Here is a 25494-nt window from a genome sequence, read left to right as displayed (position 1 = left end):
GAAAAAAAGTAGCAGCAAAATAGCTAAACTGACTTAGATTTATCGACAATTTGAAAAATCATCATTCCGCTACTTGTTAGCGAAATCTATGTTCGTACAGTTGTGCTGCCCAACAAACTTATGCTAAGCTGTGCTGCCACTAATTTTGCAATCGGTACTCTGTAAGGCGAGCATGACACATAATCGACCCCTGATTTGATGAAAAACTCTATGGACTGTGGATTCGCTCCATGCTCTCCACATATACCAAGTTTAATTTCTTTTCTGGTTTTTTTGCCCCTTTCGATAGCTATTCTGATTAATTCCCCTACCCCTTCGACATCTAGCACTTCAAAGGGATCGTTTTTGAATATGTTGCTTTCCTTATAAGAATCGAGGAAATTAACTGAATCATCTCGTGAAAGTCCCATAGTTGTTTGTGTTAAATCATTAGTGCCAAAACTAAAAAATTCTGCGTGTTTTGCGAGTTTGTCAGCAATAAGTGCTGCTCTTGGCAGTTCTATCATCGTTCCGATTGAATAATTCACATCGAAATTTTTAGCTTCTTTCTTTACTAACTCGCATATCAGAACAAACTCTTTCTCGCTCATGATAAAAGGAATCATGATTTCAGGTTTCACTTCTATCTTCTTTTCTTTCCTTAATTCACTTGCAGCACTGAGTATTGCCCTAATTTGCATGCCATATATTTCAGGATGAGAAATAGCAAGTCTACAACCTCGATGGCCAAGCATTGGATTTTTTTCTGATAACTGTGCTATTTTATTTTTTACTGATTCAACTGACTTATTCAGTGATTTGGCAATTTTCTCTATAATAGATTGATTGTGGGGCAAAAACTCATGTAGAGGTGGATCAAGTAAACGTATAGTAACCTCCCTGCCCTCCATAATAGAAAATATTTCTTTGAAATCAGACTTTTGCATTTCTTCGAGTTTATTTAATGCATTTGCCCTTTCATTTTCATCATCAGCTATTATCAATTTTTGAATGAATTCGATTCTATCACTAGCAAAAAACATATGTTCTGTGCGACATAATCCTATACCTTCTGCACCGAATTCTTTCGCAATTTTTGCATCTTTTGGAGTATCAGCATTCGCTCTCACCTTCACTGTTTTGATTTTATCTACCCAGTTAATTATCGTTTTGAACTCTTGAGATAATTCAGGCAAAACTGTCGGAAGAATACCAAGCATAACCTCTCCTGTTCCTCCGTCGATGGTGATTGGTTCACCTTTATTTACTTTTATATCCCCCATAGAAAGAAATTTTTCATCTTTATCAATATAAAGTCCACTTAGACTACAAATACATGGTTTACCCATTCCACGAGTTACAACAGCGGCATGGGAGGTCATACCTCCCCTCGCTGTTACTATTCCACTTGCAGCATTCATTCCATTAATATCTTCAGGGCTCGTCTCTGATCTTACCAAAATTACTTTTTTACCCTGCTCTGCAGCTTTTTCAGCATCACTTGCACTGAATACTACATATCCAGAAGCAACACCTGGAGAAGCTGGCAGTCCTTTGCCTATTACTTCTTGATCGATTTTAACATCAAGAACTGGATGCAATAAATTGTCAAAAGTTTTTGGATCAATTCTCAATATTCCTTCCTCTTTTGTAATCGCTCCTTCTTCTACCATATCAACTATTATGCGAATAGCAGCTTCGGCTGTGCGCTTGCCAGACCTAGTCTGCAAAATCCATAACTTACCGTCCTGTACAGTAAATTCGATATCCTGCATGTCCTTATTATGCCTTTCAAGTTTTTCACATACCGCGCATAATTCTCGGTAGACACTTGGTAGCAACTTCTCCATGGTACTTTCTTGCTCCCCGTCAATTGGCATAGGAGTATAAACACCAGAAACCACATCCTCACCCTGAGCATTAACTAAAAACTCACCAAAAAGCTTTTTTTCTCCAGTTGAAGGATTACGTGTAAATATCACGCCGGTTGCAGAATTATCATTTAAATTACCAAAAACCATTGCTTGCACGTTGACCGCTGTTCCAAGGTTTTCAGGAATATTATGTATTCTTCTATAGGAAACAGCCCTATCATTTTTCCAAGAGGCAAATACTGCATTAACTGAGTTTAACAATTGCTCTTCAACGTTCTGCGGGAAATTTTTTCCTATTTTCTCACATACTATCTCTTTAAAATCATTAACAATTTTCTTTAAAACATTAACATCAAGATCAGCTAAGCTTTTTGCTCCACTCTTTTGCTGTTCACTATCAACAATGTCTTGAAATAAGTGATGGTCAAGCTGTAGTACAACACTCGAGTACATCATGATGAAACGACAGTAGCTATCATAGGCAAAACGTTCGCCACTTTTTTTTGCAAGCCCAACAACGGTTTCATCATTTAGACCAACATTTAAAATAGTATCAAGCATGCCCGGCATTGAATTCACACTACCAGAGCGTATGGAAACTAATAAAGGATTATTTGAATCCCCGAATTTACAACCGATGTCACTTTCGAGCATCGCCATGTAGTTTTTTATCTCGTTACGTAGATCACAAGACAATTCATTATCTTGACAATAGGCCTGACAAACAGCAGTGGAAATTGTAAAACCAGGTGGAACAGGAATGCCAATGTTACACATCTCTGCCAGATTTGCTCCCTTCCCTCCTAGTAGATTTCTCATTGCTGCATTACCTTCACAGTTGCTTTGGCTAAAGTAATATATTAACTTTTCTTGCATTTTTTTCGGATTTTCACTAATAAACATACTATTCTAATAAATTTGTCAGGCAGGAGTAATAAATTTTGTAAAATTCAGCACAATTAAATAGCCTCTTTTCCTTTCATTCTAGTGTCCCTATTGTCATTCAAGTCTGTCATCTCAATGAACTCTATGATATCATTCCAGCGCATGACGCTGGAATCCAGTTCGTCCATAATCTCAACAAAAACGTTGTGTTTTAGCATAATTTTGTGCTCAATATGCTTATTTATAGTAAAGACTTCTGGACTCCAGCATCAAGTGCTGGAATGACACCGTCATACCTGTTGGAGTATGAATGTAGCCTTATCTCACACTCCTGTCATCCCAGTACTGGGATCCAGAAGACTGATCAAGTAATAAGAACTAGTCACGCGCTGGCTCTCTTAAATTACTTTAGCTATAAGTGTTAAGAAATTTACCAATCAAAAAAAGGCAAAAGAATCCACATGGTGCTAATTTTATTACTGTAATTGATAATGTGCTAACGCTTTAAATAAGCGCGATCTGGCCGAATGTAGAAAAAATAAAAAAGGCATGCAGCCGCCATAATTTCGCCAATAAATACAAGATTTGTCAAGAAGCTTCTATTAAATGAAAGTTATGAAAAAATCTATTGCAAGTCTTTTAATATTCTGTTAAGAGCTGGAACAAATAAAAATTATTATGTTTGGATTAGAGAATAAGAAATTTCTGATTACTGGTGCATCAGGCGGAATAGGCCAGGCAATTGTAGAAATTATGCATAAGGCCAGAGCAACTTTATGTATCTCTGGCACAAAAAAAGAAGTACTAGAAGAAGTTGCTAAAAAATATGAAAAAAACATTCATGTACTTCCTTGCGACTTATCAAATCCTGAAGAGGTAAATCAACTAATAAATAAAGCAAGTGAGTTGATGAAAGGCTTTGATGGGCTCATATGCAATGCAGGCATTACACAAGACAGTTTATTACTGAGAATGACAGATGAATCATGGCAAAAGGTGATTGATATTAATTTGAGCTCTACATTTACACTAAATAGAGAAGCATGCAGGAAATTAATTAAAAATAGCTGGGGAAGAATTATAAATGTTTCCTCAATAGTAGGTTTAACAGGCAATGCCGGGCAAGCAAATTATGCAGCTTCTAAAGCTGGGATAATAGCCATGAGTAAATCTATAGCAAAAGAAGTTGCAAGTCGTAATGTAACAGTAAATTGTATTGCTCCTGGATTTATAGATACTAAAATGACTGAAGTTTTAAATGAAGGACAAAAGGAAAAAATATTAGATAACATCCCAATGAAAAGAATGGGAACAGGAAAAGAAATAGCAGCAGGAGTATTGTTTTTAGCAAGCGATGAGGCAAAATATATAACGGGACATGTGCTTAACATCAATGGTGGGCTATTTATGTAGCAACACTTATTTATGGACAAATTATAAGTTTTACTTTAAAATAAGTATATATATAAATTTATTTTCGCGTTAGTTTATTACTTGGAGGCAAAAGAATGAGCTATATAATAAAAAAATTTTTTAATGCTTTATGTATAGTGCTGTTTCTCTCTTTTTCAGATTACGCAAATGCTGCTAATGATATAGATGATACAACTGCCCAAGTAATATGCAATATTATTGGTTATATTTGGGGAATAGGTGGGCCACTTATGACTGTAGTCATAATAGGTGCAGCTTTGCTTGCAATATTTGGTAGAATGCCATGGCCAGCTCTCTTTGCCTTAGGTATGTTTTGTGGTGTATTTTTTGGTGCCAAAACGATTATAACGAAAATTATACCCAATATAAGCGATGAAGTAAGAGAGATGTTGAATAAGTGTGGGGAAAGATAACCTAAAAATAAGTGTGTTTTTGTGTGTATTGTTCCTTCATATCCTCAATTTGCAGCAAGCAAGAGCTATCTTTCGGTAAAGTTTTAATAGCTAACTCAGCGTATTTCATAAATTTCTCTAAATTACCTTCAATACAAGCCTTTTTCGTCAAAGCAAAATAATACATTGCCATATCAGCGCTACGTTTATATGCAATACTTAAATACTTCCAGACAAAGGCGTTATTTGTTTCTACGCTTGCAACCTGCTCTAGGTAAAAAATTGCCTTCTCTATTTCACCGTGTAATAATAAAGTATGAGATAACGCAAGTTTCACTAAATAGTTATTCTTCTCAGATAAATATCTAAGTGATTCTTCATACATTTTTATTGCTTCACTTAAATTTCCAGCTTTGTATAACATCTCCGCTTTTAATTCATATAAATAAGGATCATTGCGTGACTCTTGAATCAATGAATTAACTTTAGTAATAGCCTCTTCTATCTTTCCTTGCCTATAGTGAATTACAGCATTTACATACTTAGAACTACCTTCATATTTATTAGATAACACATGAATAGGAGCAAAGAAAGAGTCTAGCTTTGCAACCATACGCTCAAACTTCAGCAATTTATCTGCAAGGATTGGTTTTATATTGTTTTTAACCTTATAATTCTGTACAGCAAATATACGCTTATCACTAAGTGGGTGAGTGCGGAAATACTCTTCAGTGTTTTCATGCTCAATACTCTTAAAATAGTCAAAAATCTCTTTCATACCCAAATTATCATAGCCAGATTCATCTAGGTATCTTAAAGCATAGCTATCTGCTACACTCTCTTGCTCTTGAGAATAGTTAAAAAACAACCTTGAACTAAGCGTTACACCACTAAGCAAGATTGCACTCGCAACCTGAGGGTTAATGACAATACTAGAAACTAATCCTACCATATAACTAATCATTGCTATTGATTGAAAATAACCTACAGCACTACTCATTTGTAATACATGACCAGCAGATATATGAGCAATTTCATGTGCTAATATACCAAGTAAGACATAAGGTTCAGTCGAATATTGTAAAAGCCCTAAATGAATGAAAATGCTATTATTGTTAATTACAAAAGCATTAATCGATCTATCATCAACTATAAAAACTTTTATTTTATCATTATCAATACCCGCAGCAGAAAATAAAGGTTGCGCTAGATCCTTAACTACCGCTTCCACTTCACTATCTCTAATAATACTAACAGAGTAAGCGCTATTACAGTATACGAAAAAAAATAGTAAAACAAAAAGCTTAGACATGGAAATTCCTTGTTTGTATAACTTTGAGGAATTTTATATTTTAACACTTAAACTATACGAATCTATAAACGCTAGTTTAAATTTTGAACGTAACTGATAAGTTTATCAATGGTAGTTAACTTAATATTATGTTGTTCAGCAAATTCAAGCAACTGGGGTAAGCGCATCATAGAGCCATCATCATTCACTAATTCACAAATAACTGCAGAATGATTACATCCCACTAACTTAGCTATCTCAACACTTGCTTCAGTATGACCAGCACGTTGCTCTACTCCACCCTCATGTGCAATGACAGGAAAAATATGACCGGGAGTTATAATGTCATCCTGAGTTCTATTTTTATCAATAGCAACATGTATAGTTTTTGTTCTATCCTCAGCTGAAACACCCGTAGTAATACCATAACGTGCATCAATTGATGTAGTAAAAGCAGTATGATTTTCACCAACATTTTTTTTTTCCATGAAACTAAGGCCTAACCTTTTCATATGAACTTTAGTCATTGCTAAACAAACAATCCCTGTACCGTATCTAACCATAAAAGCCACATGTTCTGGCTCTAATTTCTCAGCTAATACAATCAGATCACCTTCATTCTCTCTGTTTTCATCGTCAACTAAAATGAATAATTTACCAGAACTAGCATCCCTCAATACATCTTCCACAGAAGAAATACCGGGTAGACTAATTGAAGGATAAGTTACTTGTACCATGATTTACTTAAACTCAATCTTAACTATTTTATACAATTTCTCTCCATTTGGCACTATCACTTCCACATACTCACCAACTTTTTTGCCAATTAAAGCACTACCGAGTGGTGAATCCGTAGAGATCAACTGCTTTGAAGCATCAGCTTCATACCCACCTACAATCTTATAAACATATTCTATTTCACTGTTATCATCACCGAGCATGCTTACCGTAACAGTTGCACCAAACATTACTGTATCACCAGACAAATTTTTTACTTCTATCACTTCTGCATGTGAAAGTTTACTCTCTACCTCAATTATGCGGCCTTCAATAAAACTTAATCTTTCCCGTGCTGCATGATATTCTGCATTTTCAGATAAATCGCCTTGATCACGAGCATCAGAAATAGCCTGTATGATAGAAGGTTTTTCTTCCTTTAATTTCTCAAGTTCGACTTGCATACTCTCAAAACCTTCCCTTGTAATAGGAAACTTGTTAACAATGGATGAAGTCATAATCACCGCCTAAACGCAATTAAATTGAGTGACAAAATCACTCACAATACCAAGAATATCATCTTTTATATCATCATTCATGTCACCTGACAACTTTTTTAAAACTCCAGGGTGAACAGTTTGAAAATAATTGATAAGATCACACTCGAACCTATTGATGTTGCTCACCTGTACCTTATTTAATTGACCATACAGATTAGAAAAGATATACATAAGCAATACTTGCTCTTCTATTTGCATAGGTGAATACTGTTTTTGCTTTAATAATTCAATAAGGTATTTACCTTTGTTTAAGGACAATTGAACAGTAGCATCAAGATCAGAACCAAATTTAGCAAAGTCTTCCAGTTCTCTATATTGGGCCAAACTCAGCTTTATAGAACCAGCAACTTTTCTCACAGATTTCAATTGTGCAGCAGAGCCAACCCGAGAAACCGATAAACCTATATTCACTGCAGGGCGAAATCCTTTGTGAAACAATTCAGACTCAAGAAAAATTTGTCCATCGGTAATTGAAATCACATTAGTTGGAACATATGCAGATACATCACCAGCCTGAGTCTCAATAATCGGCAAAGCAGTCAAAGATCCCTGTCCTTTTTCATCAGACATTTTGGCAGCTCTTTCAAGCAAGCGAGAGTGTACATAGAATATATCTCCAGGATAAGCTTCACGACCAGGAGGACGTCTGAGCAATAAGGACATCTGCCTATATGCCACAGCATGCTTAGATAAATCATCATATACCACCAAGCAATGCATTCCATTATCACGGAAAAATTCTCCAATAGTGCAACCGGTATAAGGTGCTAAAAATTGCATAGGCGCGCAGTCAGATGCGCTAGCCACAACTACAGTTGTATACTCTAATGCTCCACTTTCTTTTAGCTTATTCACCACTTTTGCTACTGTCGAAATTTTTTGTCCAATAGCAACATAAACACAGTAAATTTTTTGATTTTCGTTTACCTCATCATTAATCTTCTTCTGATTGATAATAGTATCAATCGCAATAGTGGTTTTACCAATTTGTCTATCGCCAATAATTAATTCACGTTGCCCTCTACCTATAGGAATCAACAAATCTATAATTTTAATTCCTGTCTGCAGAGGTTCATGCACAGATTTACGGTCAATAATACCTGGCGCTCTAGATTCTATATACATTTTGTTCTTGGCTCTAATTTCTCCGCCATCGTCTATAGGATCGCCTAATGCATTTACAACTCTCCCTAATAATTCATGACCTACAGGCACCTGTACAACATCACCACTACATTTTACAACGTCCCCTTCTTTTACATCACGGTCATTGCCAAGCACAACTATTCCAGCTGTATCATGATCTAAATCAAGAACTATTCCTTCTACACCGCTTGCAAAAGATACCTTTTCACCAAACTTTGCTTTTTCCAGCCCATAGACCAATGTGATACCATCCGTTACTGAAATTACTTCACCTATATTTTCTCGTTTTATAGGATTATCAAATGTCTCAACCTTCTCTTTTATTATGTTTACTACTTCAGAGGCATTTATGCTATTCTTCATATACAATTCCTTATTTTCAACATTTCCATTTTACTCAAATCAACCAATCTATCCAAATAACTCTTAAGCGAAGCATCAATCAAGTTAAAACCATACCTAACTACAAAGCCACCTAGTATAGAAGGATCAACCACATGACTGACTTTTATTATTTTACCAAGAAAGTTCAAAGATTCAGTAATTATTTTTATATCAGGTTTCTTTAAAATCTCTGCTGATTTTATAGTAATTTCCAATTCATTTTCACTTTCCCTTACAAGATTTAAGAATTTTTCTAATATAAGGATTAATAAACGGGAGCGCTTGTTTGCAAGTGTAACCATAATAAATTTGACTAAGTTTTCACTCAAGTTCTCCTTTATAGAAAGTATCGCTTCTTTTTTGTGCAAAAGAGAAACCATAGGATGAGATAGATACACAAAAACATCTTGATCTTTAAAAAAAGCTAACAAAAATTCTACTTCTTTTCTTATAATACCTAATCTGCTTCCTGAGACATGAAACAGTGCTCTAGCATAAGATGAAACTAAATTATTGTTTTTCATATTCAATTACCTGTTCTAGTAAATCTAAATTATTTTAGCTACCATTGTTCAATCCAAGCATTTTTTATATAAATAGGTCTTCTCCTTAAGGAAAGAAAACATAAATCATATCTGACTGAATAATCTAAAAAATCAAGATTTTTACTTAAGAAATATTTAGAAGAATTTATAATAGACTGACACTGAAAATGAGATATCGGTACTTCTTTTCCAAATAAACTTGTTTTAACTTCTATAAAAATCAGCTCCCTTTTTTTAGATACAATTAAGTCAATTTCACCCAACTTACAACGGAAGCGACGTTTTATAACATTATAGAATTTCAGCTTTAAATATATCGAAACTAACAATTCTCCAAAGTAACCTACAAAATAGCGCAACCTACTTACCATAAAAAGAATAATTAGCTTTGTGTAACTACTTTGCTTCCTTTTTTATTTTTACTATAAATCTCACCTTTTGCTGAAATATCTCTATCAACTAGCTCTATCACTGCCATTGGAGCGCAATCACCCTTTCGAGTACCAAATTTTATTATTCTAGAATATCCACCTTTACGGTCTTGATAACGATTAGCTAGAACGCTTAATAATTTATCAACTACTAACTTACTATTATGAAGACGTGAAAGCAAAAGCCTTCTACCATGTAAAGAATCGTTATTCTTAGCAATTGTAATAAACTTTTCCACATATGGACGAAGTGCTTTAGCCTTTGGTAAAGTAGTTACAATCTGCTCATGATTAATTAACGAGATAGATAGATTCTTTAACATTGATAACCTATGCTCGGTACAACGAGACAGTTTATTTTTCTTTATTCCATGTTTCATATACTACCTAATCCTCATCAGTATGTTGTTTAGCCAGTTCATCTATATCCTTAGGCGGCCAATCTGGTATATTCATACCCAAACACAAACCTGAATTATTTAAAATTGCCTTGATTTCATTCAAAGACTTTCGGCCAAAATTAGGAGTTCTTAACATTTCAACTTCCGTCTTTTGCACAAGATCACCTATATAAGTGATATCTTCATTTTTCAGACAGTTATGAGATCTAACAGATAATTCCATTTCATCTACTTTACGCAATAGAACAGGATCATAGCACAAATCTTTAGCACCACTAGACAAAGAAACTTGCGATTTTTTATAACTAATATCAGAACTAATAAAAGGCTGAAATTGCTCCTGTAATATTCTTGCAGCATAGTCAACAGCTTGACTTGGAGAGATTGTACCATCAGTTTCAATTGACAATACCAGCTTATCTTTATCAGTAACTTGACCAACACGACTATTCTCTACTCTATACGAAACCCTCTCGACAGGACTATATAAAGCATTAACTGGAATAAAACCAATTAAATCTTGTTCATTCATAAGCTTTAAAAATTCATTTTCTTTATATTTATTTACAGGAAGATAACCTTTTCCGCTAGCAACATATATAGTAATGTTAAGCTCCACATCTTGACCTAGTGTACATATCACCAAATCTTTATTAACAATAGAGCATTGGTCATCAGTTTCTATCATTCCAGCTAATATTTGACAAGGCCCTTTAGCGCTCAAATTTAAGCACTTATTAGACGTATTATTTAACTTACATCTCAACATGCCCATATTTAATGCTATATCAGTTATGTCTTCCCTAACTCCTTGGATCGAAGTAAATTCATGATTCACGCCTTCAATTTTTATTCCATAAACAGCACTACCGCAAAGAGAAGACAACATTACACGCCTTAATGCATGACCCAACGTTAAAGCAAAACCACTTTCCAAAGGTTCTAGAACTATATCACTTTTTTTACTTGAATCACCTGATATTACCTTAATCGCATTAGGCTTAGTTAATCTATCTAAATTTCCATAGAAAGAGACATTATCACTATAATACATACAAAAACCTTCCAAATATCCTATACTCTTCTTTTTTTCCTTAGTCTACACCCATTATGAGGTATCGCCGTTTTATCTGCAATTGAAGTGACAGTCAATCCACAATTCCGAAGTGCTTTAACTGCAGCTTCTGCACCAAAACCAGGACCACGAATTATTACAGAAACAACCTTCATACCAAATCTCTCTATTACTTTCTTCGCAGCAGAATCGGCAACCTTACCTGCAGCATAAGGTGTGGATTTTCTCGAACCAGAAAAACCACATGCACCAACAGAAGTCTGGTAAAGCGTATTACCACAAACATCAGTCACATTTACAAAAGTATTATTAAAAGTTGCACGAATATGGACAATACCAGTAATAAACCTTTTTGTATTCTTACCAACCATTTTAACTTTTTTCATAAAAACTCACGATAATAACAAATTTTATTTTTTTCCAGCAATAGGCAATTTAGATCTGCCTTTACGAGTTTTAGCATTAGTATGGGTTCTTTGTCCCCTCACAGGCAAACCTTTTCTATGCCTTAATCCTCTATAGCAACCGATTTCTATTAAAGATTTTATATCCATAGCCACTTTTTTTCTGAGCTCACCCTCTATGACATATTTTTGCCTAATAAAACTACTAATTTTCTCTATATCTTCATCTTGTAATTCTGAAACACGCTTACGCTCATCAATTTTACAGCTACGACAAATTATATTCGCAGTAGTAATACCTATACCATGTATATAAGTTAATGCAAAAGGAATACACTTCTTCACCGGAACATTTATGCCTGCAATACGTGCCACTGATACCTCGATACTTTATTAATAATAACTCTTAATTTATACCATAAAACAACTTATAGTCAAATCAAATTACAAGAAATTTTACTTTCAATCTCTTGCATTACTCTATCAACACTCAAATTAGCGTTAATTGTTAACAACTTGTCCTTATAATACTCGCGCAAACCCTCTATCTGAGAATGATATTCTCTTATCCTCTTATTAATTGCAAGCATATTAGCATCATCAATTCTCTTCTCCAATCTCGTACTTTTACATTTAGCACAAGTAGTATTCTTAAAAGAAGATATACTATATATACTTTTACAATCCAAACAAGTAAGACGATCTTTTAATCTATCAATTGCAATATTATCGTCAAGCTGCAACTCAATTACAAGATCAACATCCCTATTGCATCTTTTTTGCAAAACTTGAGTTAAAAAATGAGCTTGATTTAAATTTCTTGGAAAACCATCTAACAAAAAATCACCATCTATTAATGCAAGCTGGTCACACAATAATTTACATATAACTTCATCTTGAATTAAATTACCAGATTCAACAGTATCCTTTATTCCTTTACCTAATTTACTCCCACTAGATATAATGTTCCTTAATAAATCTCCTACTGAAACTAATTTAAAATTATACTTTGCTATTAACAAACTGGACTGAGTACCCTTACCAGAGCCAGGAGGACCAAAAATTGTAATAATCACTTTAGTCTCCTTGTTTTAGACTCATATTTCTTTATCCAACTATCGTACCTATTTGAAAAAACATAAGATTGTACTTGCATAATAGTATCAGTAATAACGTTAACTATAATCAGCAAGCTCGTCCCACCAAAAATAAATGGTATATCATAATGATACCTCATAATTTCAGGTATAGTACATATTACCACCAAATACGCAGACCCAATAAATGTTAATTTAAAAACTATATCTTGAAGATAATCAGAAGTATGTTTTCCAGGCCCTCTACCAGGAATAAAACCACCATTTTTCCTAAGAAAATCAGCATTTTCCTCTGGATTAAATATAAAATTGGTATAGAAAAAATTAAAAAGTACTATGAGTATTAAGTAAGTTATAATGTACATCACTTTATTTGCCATAAAGTAGTTTAAAATAAAATCAGCAATGGCATGACCTTTATAGAAATTTGCAATTGAAATAGGTGTTAATAGAATTGCGTTAGCAAAAATAGTTGGTATTACACCAGATAAATTGATCTTCAATGGAATGTAAGTAAAATCATCATTATGTAATTTTTTAAACTGTTTTTTGGGATATTGAACAATTACCTTTCTATAAGAAGATTCTGTAAAAATGACTAAAAGGAGCAGTAAAAAAAACAATACTATAACAAAAAGGGTAATGAAAAACGACATACTACCATTTTTATTTAATGTTAGCAGAGATGATAAAGCATTATGTAATTCAGATGTTATGCCAGTAAAAATGATTAATGAGATACCATTGCCTATACCGCTCACACTGATCCGCTCACCAAGCCATATTAAAAATATAGTTCCACCTAAAAGGCTAAAGACACCTATAGTACGAAACATAATACCAGGTTCAACTACAACTAATACCCCTTCCCTATTCATTCTTTCTAACCCTATTAAGATCGTAATTGATTGAAAGATACAAAACACTATAGTCATATAGCGTATATAAGAGTTCATCTTTCGACGTCCTAACTCTCCTTCATTTTTAATTTCATTGATTCCTTTAACGGCAGAAGATAATAATTGCATAACTATGGATGCAACTATGTATGGCATAACGTTTAACGCCAAGATCGTCATTCTAGCTAAAGCGCCACCAGAAAATAAATTAAATACTCCAAAAACACCAGAACTCTCTTTTGGAAATATATCATTGATTATATCAAGATTAACTCCAGGAATAGGAACATAAGTGCCTAAACGATAACAAACTAAAGCCATTAGCGTAAAAAATATACGCTTTAGTAAATCACTTTTATATAACAACGTAGAATCCAAACTATTAAATGCAAATTTACTGCTCATGATTTACGATAGTATTTCTACACTACCACCAACTGAAGCTACAGATCTTTTTGCAGCTTCTGATGCAAAATCAACATGAAACACAAATTTTTCGCTTAATTTACCCTTATTAAGAAGTTTGATTTTACTTTTAACAGATCTGATAAAACCTAATTTATGCAGTAGCTCCTTATCTATGATAGAATCCTTGACTATTTTTTTAGCTTCCATTAAGCACTGTACATCACCAACATTAAATATAGAGTATAAGTTTTTGCGTATAGGCTTAAAACCTCTTTTAGGTAAACGAGTATATATAGACTGCTGTCCACCTTCAAAACCATTTATAGAAACGCCACTTCTCGCTTTTTGCCCTTTATGCCCCCTACCAGATGTTTTACCTTTACCACAACCAATACCTCTACCTAATAATTTAGGCTTCTTTTTCTTAGATAATTTGGTAAACACAGAATTTAATTTTACAGCATCATTCATACTTTACCTATTTCCAACTATCTCACTAATCTTTTTACCCCTCTTACCTGCCACTTGGCGAGGAGATAACATAACATCAAAAGCCTTAAATACTGCACATATAATATTATGGGGATCATTTGATCTAGTAGACTTAGCTACCACATCCTTTATACCTAATACCTCAAAAACCGACCTCATTGCTCCACCAGCAATAATACCTGTTCCAGTTCTTGCAGCTCTTAAAACTATCTCACCAGAACAAAATTTAGCTTTAATATCATGATGTAAAGTTCTACCTTCACGTAAGTACACCCTAATCATCGACTTCTTTGCAGCATTGACAGCTTTCACTCTTGCTTCAGCAACCTCTGCGTGTTTACCTATTCCACATCCTACCCTACCCTTACCATCACCAACAACAACCAAAGTTGAAAATGAAAATCTTCTACCACCTTTAGTAACCGTTGTTACCCTTCGCACTGAAACCAAAAGTTCTGATAAATCATTATTATTTTGTAAATTCTTTACAGCCATATTTAAAACCTTCTAAAATTTAAATCCAGAGCTTCTTAAAGCCTCAGCAAATTGAGAAATCAATCCTGTATACTTATATGCTCCCCGATCAAAGACGAACCGCTGCTGCAATTTTGTACTAGGCAGACGCTCAATCAATAAAGAAGAAACCTGTTTTATAGTTTCAGCATTGACCCTACCTTTACATACATTCCTAATTTTATCATCCAAAGTAGAAGCAGAAGCTAGGGTTATTCCTTTTGCATCGTTAATCAACTGAACGTAAAAATGTTTATTAGACTTAAATACGGATATACGTAAACGTCCAGCGCTCTTATCGAGCTTCGCTCTATTACGAAGTTTCCTTTTTTCATAGCTACTTAAAAAATTATACAATCTTTTCATTTTAATTACTTCTTTTTATTTACAACCTTACGCAGCATAAATTTGCCTTTTATTACAATACCCTTACCTTTATAAGGATCATATTTTCTAATTTTGCATATATCAGAAGCCACCATATAGACTTTTTGCTTATCCATACCGCGAATCACTAAATGAGTTGGCTTTATACACTTAATCTCAACGTCTTTAGGCACTTTATACTTAATATTATGACTATAACCAAGATATAAAGTCAAATACTTATCATCACATTCTGCTTTATACCCCACACCATTAATCTCAAGATCAACAGAAAAATCATTAACCATACCGTTAATCATGTTATTAATATTACTTCTATAAGTGCCCCATATAGATTTTATTTTATCATAATCATCCCTGCCTTGATCAACAGAAAGTAACAATTGATTATCAACTATCTGACACAGAATGCCACTACACAAGTTCAGCTCTTTTTCTGCCCTAACACTTCTTATTAATACCCTACCATCATTATATTCAACTGAAAGATCAGCAGGAATATTGATAGGTGCGGCACCTATACGAGACATACATTTCTCCTATCATTTAAAATACGCGACACAAAACTTCTCCACCAACTTTTAATCTACGTGCATTATAATCGGTCATCACTCCTTTCGGTGTAGATATAATAAAAATTCCAAGACCATTATATGCTTTAGAAATGTCCTTACACTTAGAATAATAACGACAACCGGGCTTTGATACCCTAGCTATATCATTAATCACAGGTGATTTATCATAATACTTCAACTGCACAACAAGCGAAGGGATACTATCACTCTCTTGCTTTTCATAATTAAGAATATACCCTTCCTCTTTTAAGATCTTCAATATAGAAGAATTCACTTTAGAGAATAGGACTCTTGTTTCCCTATGCATTGCCAATTGAGCATTACGTATTCTTGTTAAAAAATCACCAATACCATCAGATAACGACACTATTACACTCCTTATATCACATTTACCAACTAGATTTTGTAACCCCTGGAACTTGTCCAAAAGAACACAAATCACGTAAAACAATCCTACATAAACCAAATTTTCTATATACTCCTCTCGGCCTACCAGTTAAAGCGCATCTATTCCTAATTCTGATTTTAGAAGAATCTCTAGGCAATTTTTTAATCAGCTTACTTTGAGCTGCAAACCTTTTTGCAATAGATAAATCCTTATTATTCATTATAGATTTTAATTCTTCCCTTCTCTCCCTATACTGATCGCATAACTTTATTCTACGAAGATTCTTCTGTATCATGGATTTTTTTGCCATATATATTTTCTCTCAATTATCAAAAAAAGGGAATTTAAGAGCCAGTAATAATTCCTTTGCTTCCTTATCACTAACTGCACTTGTTATAATATTAATATCCATACCTCTAATTTTACTTATTTTATCATAGTCTATTTCTAAAAATGATATATGCTCCTTGATACCAAAGGAAAAATTACCATGACCATCAAATTGCTTCACACTAAACCCTCTAAAATCTTTTTCCCTTGGCAAAGCAATATATATTAATCTTTCTAAGAATTCATACATTTTATTTCTACGCAAAGTCACTTTACAACCTACAGTTGCACCTTTTCTAATTTTGAAACCAGAAATAGATTTTTTTGCAAAGGTTAACACAGGCTTTTGCCCAGCAATCAAATGTAGATTATCAAATGGCTCATTTATCGCTTTATTGTCCGTAGCAGCATCTCCAACGCCCATATTGATACACACCTTGACAAGTTTAGGCACTTGCATTACATTGCCGTAATTAAACTTATCCTTTAAGGATTTTACTATATTATCTTTATACAATTGTTTAAACATATCAACCTAATCTATCACTTCTCCAGAAACTTTTGCAAAACGCACTTTTCTACCATCTATAATCTTAAATCCTACTTTAGTTGGAGTTTTACACTTAGGATCCAATATTGCAACATTGGATACATCAATAGCTAACTCTTTATTCAATATACCACCACCACTACCAGCTCTTGGTTTAGTATGTCTCTTACACACATTTACGCCAGAAACAACTACTTTCTTTTTAGCATCACGTATTATAACTTTGATTACCTTACCAATTTTTCTCTTATCTTTACCAGTTAAAACTATAATATCATCACCACTTTTTATTTTAGCACTCATTATAAAACCTCATCAGCTAATGACATTATTTTCATAAAAGAACCAGATAACAACTTTTTTACTGGACCAAACACCCGAGTGCCAAGTGGTTCACCTTGATCATTAATTAAAACCACAGCATTGCTAGAAAAACGAATTACAGAACCATCAGATTTCTTAACACTATTTTTTACTCTAACAACAACTGCTTTATATACTTTTCCTTTTTCAACTTTACCTTTTGGGTTAATAGACTTAGTAGATATAATAATCGTATCACCTACAGATGCAGATTTCCTACCACCTAACAAGCCAATACAAAGCACTGCACGCGCACCAGAATTATCAGCTACTTCTAACAATGTATTTTTTTGAATCATATAAATACCTATTCCTTTTTAGCTATTGATAACAACCCATTTTTTAGTAACAGAAATAGGCTTATGTTCCTGTATTAAAACCCTATCTCCCTTTTTGCAACTATTATTCTCATCATGTGCTGTATACTTCTTGTATTTTTTAATAACTTTTTTATACAGCCTATCCTTATACACTTGTAACACCGAAACCTTTACAGTCTTATCAGAGTCAGCCTTAGTTACGACACCACAAAAAACCTTCTTAGGCATTTTTTCCCTCTCTCTTTCTTCTATTTAGTACAGTCAGACTACGAGCTATGCTCTTTCTTATTAAGCTAAAACGCGAAAAATTGTTGCACTGGCCCAGTTTTTTTTGAAAAGCCAAATTAACAAATTCTTTCCTCAAGCTCAAAAGAATTTCATGCAATTCTTTTGAGGCTTTTGATTCAATTTCAACTATATCCATTGCAACTCCATTCAATTATGATTAGATATAAATTTACATTTCATAGGAAGCTTGGCAGTCGCTTTTTCAAGCGCCAACCTTGCTAAAGGCATGGGAACATCACTGCTAATTTCAAACAAAATCCTACCTGGCTTAGCTTTAAATACCCAAAATTCAACACTACCTTTCCCTTTACCCATACGCACATCTGCCGGCTTCTTACTAACCGGAGTATCAGGAAAAATTCTTATCCACACTTTACCAGAGCGTTTTAACGTTCTAGATATTATACGCCTTGCAGTTTCAATATGCTTAGACTGAATCTTACCTGCTTCCAAAGCTTTTAAGCCATAATCGCCAAAAGATAGTGTACTACCACCCTTCGCATTACCCTTAATTCTCCCCTTAAATGCCTTTTTATATTTACTCTTTTTGGGAACAAACATTTCAATACACCTTAACTACCAATATAAACCCAAACTTTAACTCCTATAATACCACATATAGTTTTTGCTTCACAAAAAGCATAATCTATATTAGCACGCAAAGTGTGTAAAGGCAAACGACCTTCTTTGTACCATTCAGTACGAGCTATTTCAGCTCCGCCAAGACGCCCAGAGCAACTTACTTTAATACCCTCAGCACCCATCTTCAAACAATTTTGAATAGCTTTTTTCATCGCTCTTCTACATGAAATCCTTTTTTCTAGCTGATGTGTAATACTCCTTGATATTAAAACTGCATCTATTTCAGACTTTTTAACTCCTACTACATTCACTTCAACACTACTTTCTACTTTTTTAGCTATTTTTTGCTTTATCTTCTCAACATCCAAACCTTTCTTACCTATTATAACCCCAGGTTTAGAAGAATGTATTATTACAGACACTAAAGTAACTGTACGCTCTACAGTTACTTTAGAAATACCAGCATGCTTAAAGGATTCATTTATATAACTGCGAATAAATAGATCTTGATGCAATTTCTGTTTATAATCGTCCGTAGCACACCAAACAGAATCCCAGGTATTACTATTTATTTGCAATCTAAATACTTTAGGATTAACCTTCTGTCCCATATTTTTACACTTTCCTTATTAATTTTCCATTTCTATAAATCATACAATTTCTTTCAATTTTATAGTTATATTACTATAAAATTTGCTCATTCTATTAGCCCTACCCATAGCTTTTGGATATACTCTACGCAAAGTAAGTGACTTACCTATTAAAATTTCCTTTATATATAAATTATCAACGTTCAATCCATAATTATTTTGAGCATTAGCAATTGCAGAATTCAACACCTTCATTATAAAACCGGCAGCCTTTTTTTCACAAAATCTTAATTGTACATTAGCAAAAGAAACTTTTTTATTACGCACTAAATCAGCAACCAAATTTAATTTGCGAGGAGTTGATCTTAAAACCTTAGAACCAGCCTCAACTATTATATCCCTATTTTTCATATCAATTGCCTACCTTCTTGTTGCCTTTTTATCACCACCATGCCCAGTAAATTTACGAGTAGGTGAAAATTCACCGAATTTATGACCTATCATATTCTGATTATCAACACTAACAGGAATGTAATCTTTACCATTATAAACAGCAAATTTTAAACCCAAACAATTAGGAAGAATTACAGAAGCCCTGGAATGAATTTTTATCACCTTATTAATAGAACCCTCTTTTAAAGCTCTCTGAACTAATCTTAGTACAGATGGGTGTAAAAAAGGTGGTTTCCATACAGATCTACTCATAAATTAACCTTTCAATTTTTTTATATACTTATCACTAGATTTATTTTTTTTCCTAGTTTTCTTTCCTTTTGTTGCAACACCCCAAGGAGTAACAGGATGACGACCGCCAGAAGTTTTTCCCTCTCCACCTCCATGAGGATGGTCAACCGGATTCATTGCAACTCCACGTACAGTAGGTCTAATCCCAAGCCACCTACTTCTCCCAGCTTTACCCAACTTTCTATTCTTATGGTCAGGGTTAGATACTACACCAATAGTAGCCTTGCAAGAAGATAAAATCAACCTAATTTGACCAGACCTGAGTCTTAATAAAACATATTGGCCATCACGACCAACGATTTGTGCATAACAACCAGCAGCTCTAGCAATCGCAGCACCACCACCTGGCTTCAGCTCAACATTATGAACGAAAGAACCAACAGGTATATGCTTGAGTAGTAAACAATTCCCTGGCAAAATATCAGCATCATCTCCAGCTGTCACAACATCACCAGGCTTCATACCTTGAGGAGCTAATATATAAGATTTAGTATCATCTTCCTTATATGATATTAATGCTAAAAACCCACTTCTATTTGGATCATACTCTATTTTCTCAACTATACCCTGATCACTTCTATTACGTTTAAAATCTATAACTCTATACTTCTTCTTGTGACCACCACCCCTGTGACGAGTTGTAATTCTACCATGATTATTTCTTCCACCACTGGATTTCTTGCCAAATACAAGAGACTTCTCCGGCTTATCTTTTGATAAACCAATTTTACTTATTAATATAGTCCCACGAGAAGACGGAGTAACAGGATTAAAAAATTTCATACCCATATTAAACGCTTATTATATCTAATTTTTGACCATCTATCAAAGAAAAATAAACCTTTTTTCTCTGTTTTTTACAACCAATCACACCCCTGAAACGTCTATATTTAGGTTTAATTCTAATAACATTTATAGAAGAAGTTTTGACATTAAATAAAGACTCTATTGCCGATTTTATTTGACGCTTATTTACATTTACAAAAACATACAAAGAGTATTTATTAAACTTCTCTCTTAAAAGAGAAGCCTTTTCTGTGATTATAGAAGATTTTATTATATTATTATATTTAATCATAACAATCTACCTTCAAGATGCTTTAAAGTGTCCTTTGTTAACATCACGCATTCGTGATTCAATATATCAAAAACATTTAACCCAATAGGTTTGATTAAATCTACATAGTGCAAATTTTTAGCAGCACGCAATAAATCATCTCCATAATCACCAACTATTAAAAAAGAAGAAAATTTAAAATTTTTAATATATTCACACATTTTAGATGTTTTCTTCACATCAACATTTAAACTATCAAGAACAATAATTTGATTGTTTAAATATTTTAGAGATAAAGCAATTTTCAAACCAAATTTGCGTACTTTTTTATTAAGAGAATAAGCATGACTCCTCACAACAGGGCCAAAAATAATTCCACCACCTCTAAATTGAGGAGATCGCAAGCTCCCCTGTCTCGCCCTACCGGTACGTTTTTGACCATACGGTTTAGCTGTTGTACCAGAAACATCACTGATACCCTTTGTTTTATGAGCACCAACTCTTCTCTTTGCTAATTGCCATCTCACTATATCATGCAAAATACTCAATTTTTGCTTGGCAGAAAATATCAAGGGATTAAGCTCAACACTACCTACATTATTATTAGATAGATCAACTAATTCACATTCCATAACTAACTCACCAAATTATTAGCATCATCACTCGTATTCAACAGCAGACCTACTGGAAAAGGAACATCTTTATGTAAAGGCTTTTTAACTGCATCTCTCACAAAAACATAAGAGTTTTTAAATCCAGGAACATTATTACCCTTTACAGCAATTATGCTATTTTCATAATCAATGGATAATATTTTCATATTCTGTACAGTTACTCTGCTATTACCTAAATGACCAGCCATCTTCTTCCCCTTGAATACTCTACCAGGATCTTGACATTGACCAGTAGAACCTTGCGATCTATGAGCAATAGAAACACCATGAGATGCCCTAAGCCCACTGAAGTTATGCCGCTTCATCACACCAGCAAACCCTTTACCTAAAGAATAACCCGTAATATCAAGATATTGACCAACTACAAAATGATTAACCCCCACCTTTTTACCACATTCTATTCCTAATAGATCAATTAATCTACTTTCGTATAATTTACATTTACTATTTATACCCTTTTTCTTTAAATATTCCAACTGAGGTTTTGCTATTTTTTTTAAATCCCCCGTGCCTAAAATGACTGAATTGTAGCCACATTTATCTTGTCCTTTTATATCGATAATACAAGTTTCGCTGAGATGCAGTAAAGTTACAGCCATGCGACTATTATCAAAATACATAGCAGTATGGCCAACATTAGTCATTAATAAACCAACTCTCCTAAGCGAATTTATTCTCTTCATTTTCTTTTCCTAAATATTAACTTCCTTAACCTTTAAATCCACTTCTACACCAGCAGAAAAAGATAAATCTGCAAGCATCTTCATCATAGTAGAAGTAGGATTATGTACAATAATTAACCGCTTAGAAATTCTCATTTCAAATTGCTCGCGAGATTTTTTATCAACATGAGGAGACCTATTAACAATAAATTTAGAATCTTTTCTTGGCAACGCAATCGGACCAGATAAATCTGCATTAAACTGCTTTAATTGATCAATAAACTCCCGAATACACTTTTCCAATAAAGAACAATCGAAAGCTTTAATTCTAATATATATATCTTGCTTCATCTTAGTTACTATACTCATTCTAAAATCTCCGAAACAACGCCAGAACCAACAGTTCTACCACCTTCCCTTATCGCAAAACGCAATCCTTTATCCATTGCTATTGGTACTTGCAATTCCACTTCTATACTTACATTATCCCCTGGCATTACCATCTCCTTTCCATCTAGCAATTTTATGCTCCCAGTTACATCCGTTGTCCTTAAATAAAACTGTGGCTGATAATTTCCAAAAAATGGTGTATGCCTTCCTCCTTCTTCTTTCTTCAATATATACACCTCCGCATTAAATTTCTTATGCGGAGTTATTGTCCCTGGTTTTGCCAATACTTGCCCTCTCTCCACTTCTTCTCTCTTTGTTCCTCTTAGTAGTATTCCTACATTGAGTCCTGCACTTCCCTTATCTAGCAACTTCTTAAACATCTCAACACCAGTACATATCGTCTTTTGCGTCGCTTTCAGACCTATTATCTCTATCTCATCCCCTGTCTTTATCTCCCCCTTCTCTATTCTTCCTGTTACTACCGTTCCTCGGCCCGATATTGAAAATACATCTTCTATTGGCAATAAAAACGGCAAATCTATAGGCCTTGGAGGTACTGCCACATACTCATCTAACTTCTCCATCAATTTATCTATTGATTTCTTTCCATACTCACTACCATCATCCTCTAATGCTTTTAACGCAGACCCAACTATCACAGGCACTTCATCACCTGGAAATCCATACTTACTCAGCAACTCTCTCACTTCCATTTCCACCAAATCTATCATATCAGCATCAGCAACATCAGCTTTGTTTATATATACCACGATATATCCAACACCCACTTGTTTTGCCAGCAATATATGCTCTCTCGTTTGTGGCATCGGCCCATCAACCCCTGACACTACCAATATTGCTGCATCCATCTGTGCTGCACCTACTATCATATTCTTTACATAATCAGCATGTCCAGGGCAATCAACGTGTGCATAGTGTCTCTTTTCTGTTTGATATTCAACATGCGCTGTTGCTATTGTTATCCCTCTCTTTCTTTCTTCTGGCGCTTTATCTATCTGATCATATGCTACAAAATTCCCGTAATGTTTTGTTATTGCCGCTGTTAACGTCGTCTTTCCATGATCCACATGTCCTATCGTTCCCACGTTTACATGCGGCTTTCCAAATGCTTCTACTATCGCTGTCATAACTTTAACTCTTCTACCTAAAATACAAATACATCAATAAATAATATGTTGATTTTATATAAATACAACAAAAAAAAGAGCGGATAGTGGGAATCGAACCCACGTCACTAGCTTGGAAGGCTAGAGCTCTACCATTGAGCTATACCCGCACAATGGAGGAGGTAGGATTCGAACCTACGTACGCTCACGCGGACAGATTTACAGTCTGTTACCTTTAACCACTCGGTCACTCCTCCACAAAAATCTGTTAAGAGAACACTACCTTAACTTAAGTTTTATTATCCCTAATATTAAACATCCAAATCCAAAAGATCAAGTAATAAAAGCTAATCTAACTGATTTCAGTTAGATTTTACTTTTATATAACAAAATATTATCAATAAAACGCCTAAATAAATAATGTGAATCATGCGTACCTGGCGCTTCTTCTGGATGGTATTGAGCAGAAAAGACTGGGTAATCCTTCATCATTATTCCCTCTACACTATTATCAAATAGAGAAATATGAGTAACTTCAACGTTACTTGGAAGAGAAGCTGAATCAACAACAAAACCATGATTTTGGCTAGTTATCTCAACTTTTTTACTCTCCAGATCATAAACTGGATGATTACTCCCTCGATGACCAATATCCATCTTAACAGTCTTTGCCCCCAAAGTAACTGCAAGTAATTGATGGCCCAGGCATATACCAAAAACTGGTATTTTAGATTTCACAATAATTTCTATTTCTGAAATTACACTCTCTCCTATCTCTTGTGGATCACCAGGGCCATTTGAAAGCACTATACCATCTGGATTCATGCTTAATATTTTGTGAGCAAAACCTGTATCTGGTTTGACTAATTCAACCGTACAATCAATTTCTACTAAGCGTGAGATTATACTATTTTTTACACCGAAATCAACAATTACAACCCTATATTTTGCATTAAGAGCGCTTTGAAAGTTATTACTTAAACTGACTTTCTTAGTTATTTCTATTCCATTTACAGATTTGTATTTCTTCAATTCATCTAATATATGTGCCTCACTTGACGGACATATCATTCCATTTTGAGATCCATGTTTTCTCAAATATCTCGTCAAAGCTCTAGTATCAATTCCCGATATCCCAACTACATTATTTTTCTCCAACCAATCATTTAAACTAATATATGAAGAAGAGTGAGACATAGGAGAAAGTTCACGCATAATCACACCACTTGCAAAAACTTTTTCTCCTTCATTATCTTTGTGATTTATTCCAACATTACCAATATGAGGAAAAGTGAACGCTATTATTTGATCAGCAAAAGAAGGATCGGTTATAGTATGTTGATACCCGGTCATACCAGTGGTAAAACAAACCTCACCTATACATTTACCTTTTTTACCTATCGATTTTCCCAAAAAGCACTTGCCATCTTGTAAAACTAAAGCTGCATTCTGCATTTAACTCTCTCTTAAACTAATTTAATATTATATAAGAATTTTAAATAACATGCCAAAACTCAATCGCAAGCTTCTCCACACAAAA

Annotated in this window: 38 protein-coding genes and 2 tRNA genes; 2 read left to right on the top strand and 38 right to left on the bottom strand. The window is 34.1% G+C overall.

Features of this window, described 5'->3' with window-relative positions:
• Window positions 1–86: 86 nt before the first annotated feature.
• Both ppdK and OPS21_RS02780 read right to left on the bottom strand, forming a co-directional pair.
• A complete protein-coding gene (gene ppdK / locus OPS21_RS02785; RefSeq protein ID WP_264336947.1) occupies window positions 87–2756 on the bottom strand; it encodes a pyruvate, phosphate dikinase in 2670 nt (889 codons plus the stop codon).
• Window positions 2757–2812: 56 nt separating this feature from the next.
• A complete protein-coding gene (locus OPS21_RS02780) occupies window positions 2813–2956 on the bottom strand; it encodes a hypothetical protein (protein WP_017532507.1) in 144 nt (47 codons plus the stop codon).
• Window positions 2957–3416: 460 nt separating this feature from the next.
• Here OPS21_RS02780 and fabG point away from each other — a divergent pair, with 460 nt between their 5' ends.
• Together fabG and OPS21_RS02770 are read left to right on the top strand one after the other, a co-directional pair.
• Entirely contained in the window at window positions 3417–4151 is a 735-nt protein-coding gene (gene fabG, locus OPS21_RS02775; RefSeq protein WP_264336946.1) for a 3-oxoacyl-[acyl-carrier-protein] reductase, read from the top strand.
• Between the two features lie 95 nt (window positions 4152–4246).
• On the top strand, window positions 4247–4585 hold the full coding sequence (locus OPS21_RS02770) for a TrbC/VirB2 family protein (protein WP_264336945.1): 339 nt from the start codon (window positions 4247–4249) through the stop codon (window positions 4583–4585).
• Window position 4586: 1 nt separating this feature from the next.
• On the opposite strand, the gene OPS21_RS02765 is transcribed toward OPS21_RS02770, so the two are convergent.
• The 36 genes from OPS21_RS02765 to carA all read right to left on the bottom strand — a co-directional run bounded on the left by OPS21_RS02765 (window position 4587) and on the right by carA (window position 25409).
• Window positions 4587–5876: a M48 family metalloprotease gene (locus OPS21_RS02765; RefSeq protein ID WP_063631059.1), complete on the bottom strand. Its 1290-nt coding sequence runs from the start codon at window positions 5874–5876 to the stop codon at window positions 4587–4589.
• Between the two features lie 71 nt (window positions 5877–5947).
• Window positions 5948–6592, bottom strand: coding sequence for a 3,4-dihydroxy-2-butanone-4-phosphate synthase (gene ribB / locus OPS21_RS02760; protein WP_007302560.1), 645 nt, complete (start codon window positions 6590–6592; stop codon window positions 5948–5950).
• Window positions 6593–6595: 3 nt separating this feature from the next.
• Window positions 6596–7090, bottom strand: coding sequence for a transcription elongation factor GreA (gene greA, locus OPS21_RS02755; RefSeq protein ID WP_007302559.1), 495 nt, complete (start codon window positions 7088–7090; stop codon window positions 6596–6598).
• A gap of 9 nt (window positions 7091–7099) precedes the next feature.
• The gene (atpA, locus tag OPS21_RS02750; protein ID WP_265027697.1) at window positions 7100–8641 is read right to left on the bottom strand and encodes a F0F1 ATP synthase subunit alpha; all 1542 of its coding nucleotides are present in this window, start codon (window positions 8639–8641) and stop codon (window positions 7100–7102) included.
• Window positions 8638–9186, bottom strand: a complete 549-nt coding sequence (atpH, locus tag OPS21_RS02745; RefSeq protein WP_064085599.1) for an ATP synthase F1 subunit delta — start codon at window positions 9184–9186, stop codon at window positions 8638–8640. Before atpH ends, atpA begins: the two co-directional genes overlap by 4 nt.
• 38 nt (window positions 9187–9224) lie before the next feature.
• Window positions 9225–9578, bottom strand: coding sequence for a YraN family protein (locus OPS21_RS02740; RefSeq protein WP_010404733.1), 354 nt, complete (start codon window positions 9576–9578; stop codon window positions 9225–9227).
• A gap of 11 nt (window positions 9579–9589) precedes the next feature.
• Complete coding sequence (gene rplQ / locus OPS21_RS02735) at window positions 9590–10018, bottom strand: 50S ribosomal protein L17 (protein ID WP_010404731.1); 429 nt, start codon at window positions 10016–10018, stop codon at window positions 9590–9592.
• 7 nt (window positions 10019–10025) lie between these two features.
• Window positions 10026–11093 carry a DNA-directed RNA polymerase subunit alpha gene (locus OPS21_RS02730; RefSeq protein WP_264336944.1) on the bottom strand — a complete coding sequence of 356 codons (1068 nt, stop codon included), beginning with the start codon at window positions 11091–11093 and terminating at the stop codon, window positions 10026–10028.
• 20 nt (window positions 11094–11113) lie between these two features.
• Window positions 11114–11500 (bottom strand): 30S ribosomal protein S11, encoded by a 387-nt coding sequence (gene rpsK / locus OPS21_RS02725; RefSeq protein WP_264336943.1) that lies wholly within the window; start codon window positions 11498–11500, stop codon window positions 11114–11116.
• 24 nt (window positions 11501–11524) lie between these two features.
• Window positions 11525–11893, bottom strand: coding sequence for a 30S ribosomal protein S13 (gene rpsM / locus OPS21_RS02720; protein WP_010404723.1), 369 nt, complete (start codon window positions 11891–11893; stop codon window positions 11525–11527).
• 59 nt (window positions 11894–11952) lie between these two features.
• On the bottom strand, window positions 11953–12594 hold the full coding sequence (locus OPS21_RS02715) for an adenylate kinase family protein (protein ID WP_052265056.1): 642 nt from the start codon (window positions 12592–12594) through the stop codon (window positions 11953–11955).
• Window positions 12591–13919 (bottom strand): preprotein translocase subunit SecY, encoded by a 1329-nt coding sequence (gene secY / locus OPS21_RS02710; protein ID WP_264336942.1) that lies wholly within the window; start codon window positions 13917–13919, stop codon window positions 12591–12593. The genes OPS21_RS02715 and secY overlap by 4 nt, the downstream gene beginning before the upstream one ends.
• A 3-nt stretch (window positions 13920–13922) precedes the next feature.
• Window positions 13923–14393, bottom strand: coding sequence for a 50S ribosomal protein L15 (rplO, locus tag OPS21_RS02705; RefSeq protein ID WP_006012263.1), 471 nt, complete (start codon window positions 14391–14393; stop codon window positions 13923–13925).
• 3 nt (window positions 14394–14396) lie between these two features.
• Complete coding sequence (gene rpsE / locus OPS21_RS02700) at window positions 14397–14909, bottom strand: 30S ribosomal protein S5 (RefSeq protein WP_010404712.1); 513 nt, start codon at window positions 14907–14909, stop codon at window positions 14397–14399.
• Window positions 14910–14921: 12 nt separating this feature from the next.
• The gene (rplR, locus tag OPS21_RS02695) at window positions 14922–15293 is read right to left on the bottom strand and encodes a 50S ribosomal protein L18 (RefSeq protein WP_052265059.1); all 372 of its coding nucleotides are present in this window, start codon (window positions 15291–15293) and stop codon (window positions 14922–14924) included.
• A gap of 5 nt (window positions 15294–15298) precedes the next feature.
• The gene (gene rplF, locus OPS21_RS02690) at window positions 15299–15844 is read right to left on the bottom strand and encodes a 50S ribosomal protein L6 (protein WP_010404706.1); all 546 of its coding nucleotides are present in this window, start codon (window positions 15842–15844) and stop codon (window positions 15299–15301) included.
• 16 nt (window positions 15845–15860) lie between these two features.
• Window positions 15861–16256 (bottom strand): 30S ribosomal protein S8, encoded by a 396-nt coding sequence (rpsH, locus tag OPS21_RS02685; RefSeq protein WP_007302546.1) that lies wholly within the window; start codon window positions 16254–16256, stop codon window positions 15861–15863.
• Between the two features lie 22 nt (window positions 16257–16278).
• Complete coding sequence (rpsN, locus tag OPS21_RS02680) at window positions 16279–16587, bottom strand: 30S ribosomal protein S14 (protein WP_007302545.1); 309 nt, start codon at window positions 16585–16587, stop codon at window positions 16279–16281.
• Window positions 16588–16599: 12 nt separating this feature from the next.
• Window positions 16600–17136 (bottom strand): 50S ribosomal protein L5, encoded by a 537-nt coding sequence (gene rplE / locus OPS21_RS02675; protein WP_211907859.1) that lies wholly within the window; start codon window positions 17134–17136, stop codon window positions 16600–16602.
• Window positions 17137–17142: 6 nt separating this feature from the next.
• A complete protein-coding gene (rplX, locus tag OPS21_RS02670) occupies window positions 17143–17460 on the bottom strand; it encodes a 50S ribosomal protein L24 (RefSeq protein WP_010404700.1) in 318 nt (105 codons plus the stop codon).
• Window positions 17460–17819: a 50S ribosomal protein L14 gene (gene rplN, locus OPS21_RS02665; RefSeq protein ID WP_007302542.1), complete on the bottom strand. Its 360-nt coding sequence runs from the start codon at window positions 17817–17819 to the stop codon at window positions 17460–17462. Before rplN ends, rplX begins: the two co-directional genes overlap by 1 nt.
• Window positions 17820–17837: 18 nt before the next feature.
• On the bottom strand, window positions 17838–18068 hold the full coding sequence (rpsQ, locus tag OPS21_RS02660; RefSeq protein WP_264336940.1) for a 30S ribosomal protein S17: 231 nt from the start codon (window positions 18066–18068) through the stop codon (window positions 17838–17840).
• Complete coding sequence (rpmC, locus tag OPS21_RS02655; RefSeq protein ID WP_264336939.1) at window positions 18061–18264, bottom strand: 50S ribosomal protein L29; 204 nt, start codon at window positions 18262–18264, stop codon at window positions 18061–18063. The genes rpsQ and rpmC overlap by 8 nt, the downstream gene beginning before the upstream one ends.
• An 11-nt stretch (window positions 18265–18275) precedes the next feature.
• Window positions 18276–18689 carry a 50S ribosomal protein L16 gene (gene rplP / locus OPS21_RS02650; RefSeq protein WP_264336938.1) on the bottom strand — a complete coding sequence of 138 codons (414 nt, stop codon included), beginning with the start codon at window positions 18687–18689 and terminating at the stop codon, window positions 18276–18278.
• Between the two features lie 11 nt (window positions 18690–18700).
• The gene (rpsC, locus tag OPS21_RS02645) at window positions 18701–19321 is read right to left on the bottom strand and encodes a 30S ribosomal protein S3 (RefSeq protein ID WP_264336937.1); all 621 of its coding nucleotides are present in this window, start codon (window positions 19319–19321) and stop codon (window positions 18701–18703) included.
• 39 nt (window positions 19322–19360) lie between these two features.
• Window positions 19361–19711 carry a 50S ribosomal protein L22 gene (gene rplV, locus OPS21_RS02640; protein ID WP_007302537.1) on the bottom strand — a complete coding sequence of 117 codons (351 nt, stop codon included), beginning with the start codon at window positions 19709–19711 and terminating at the stop codon, window positions 19361–19363.
• Window positions 19712–19720: 9 nt separating this feature from the next.
• A complete protein-coding gene (gene rpsS, locus OPS21_RS02635) occupies window positions 19721–20005 on the bottom strand; it encodes a 30S ribosomal protein S19 (protein ID WP_010404687.1) in 285 nt (94 codons plus the stop codon).
• A 3-nt stretch (window positions 20006–20008) separates the two neighbouring features.
• The gene (rplB, locus tag OPS21_RS02630) at window positions 20009–20833 is read right to left on the bottom strand and encodes a 50S ribosomal protein L2 (protein ID WP_264336936.1); all 825 of its coding nucleotides are present in this window, start codon (window positions 20831–20833) and stop codon (window positions 20009–20011) included.
• 1 nt (window position 20834) lies between these two features.
• Complete coding sequence (locus OPS21_RS02625) at window positions 20835–21122, bottom strand: 50S ribosomal protein L23 (protein ID WP_264336935.1); 288 nt, start codon at window positions 21120–21122, stop codon at window positions 20835–20837.
• Window positions 21119–21733, bottom strand: a complete 615-nt coding sequence (gene rplD, locus OPS21_RS02620; protein ID WP_264336934.1) for a 50S ribosomal protein L4 — start codon at window positions 21731–21733, stop codon at window positions 21119–21121. The genes OPS21_RS02625 and rplD overlap by 4 nt, the downstream gene beginning before the upstream one ends.
• 2 nt (window positions 21734–21735) lie before the next feature.
• Window positions 21736–22458 (bottom strand): 50S ribosomal protein L3, encoded by a 723-nt coding sequence (rplC, locus tag OPS21_RS02615; RefSeq protein WP_264336933.1) that lies wholly within the window; start codon window positions 22456–22458, stop codon window positions 21736–21738.
• Window positions 22459–22467: 9 nt separating this feature from the next.
• The gene (gene rpsJ / locus OPS21_RS02610; RefSeq protein ID WP_264337275.1) at window positions 22468–22788 is read right to left on the bottom strand and encodes a 30S ribosomal protein S10; all 321 of its coding nucleotides are present in this window, start codon (window positions 22786–22788) and stop codon (window positions 22468–22470) included.
• A 14-nt stretch (window positions 22789–22802) separates the two neighbouring features.
• A complete protein-coding gene (tuf, locus tag OPS21_RS02605; protein ID WP_264336932.1) occupies window positions 22803–23975 on the bottom strand; it encodes an elongation factor Tu in 1173 nt (390 codons plus the stop codon).
• A 78-nt stretch (window positions 23976–24053) separates the two neighbouring features.
• Window positions 24054–24124: transfer RNA gene (locus tag OPS21_RS02600), tRNA-Gly, on the bottom strand.
• 4 nt (window positions 24125–24128) lie between these two features.
• A tRNA-Tyr gene (locus OPS21_RS02595) sits at window positions 24129–24211 on the bottom strand.
• Between the two features lie 109 nt (window positions 24212–24320).
• Window positions 24321–25409, bottom strand: coding sequence for a glutamine-hydrolyzing carbamoyl-phosphate synthase small subunit (carA, locus tag OPS21_RS02590; RefSeq protein ID WP_264336931.1), 1089 nt, complete (start codon window positions 25407–25409; stop codon window positions 24321–24323).
• Window positions 25410–25494 lie beyond the last annotated feature (85 nt).

It is taken from the genome of Wolbachia endosymbiont (group B) of Chorthippus parallelus (assembly GCF_947251815.1).
GTDB lineage: Bacteria > Pseudomonadota > Alphaproteobacteria > Rickettsiales > Anaplasmataceae > Wolbachia.
This window is presented reverse-complemented; position numbering and strand designations above follow the sequence as displayed.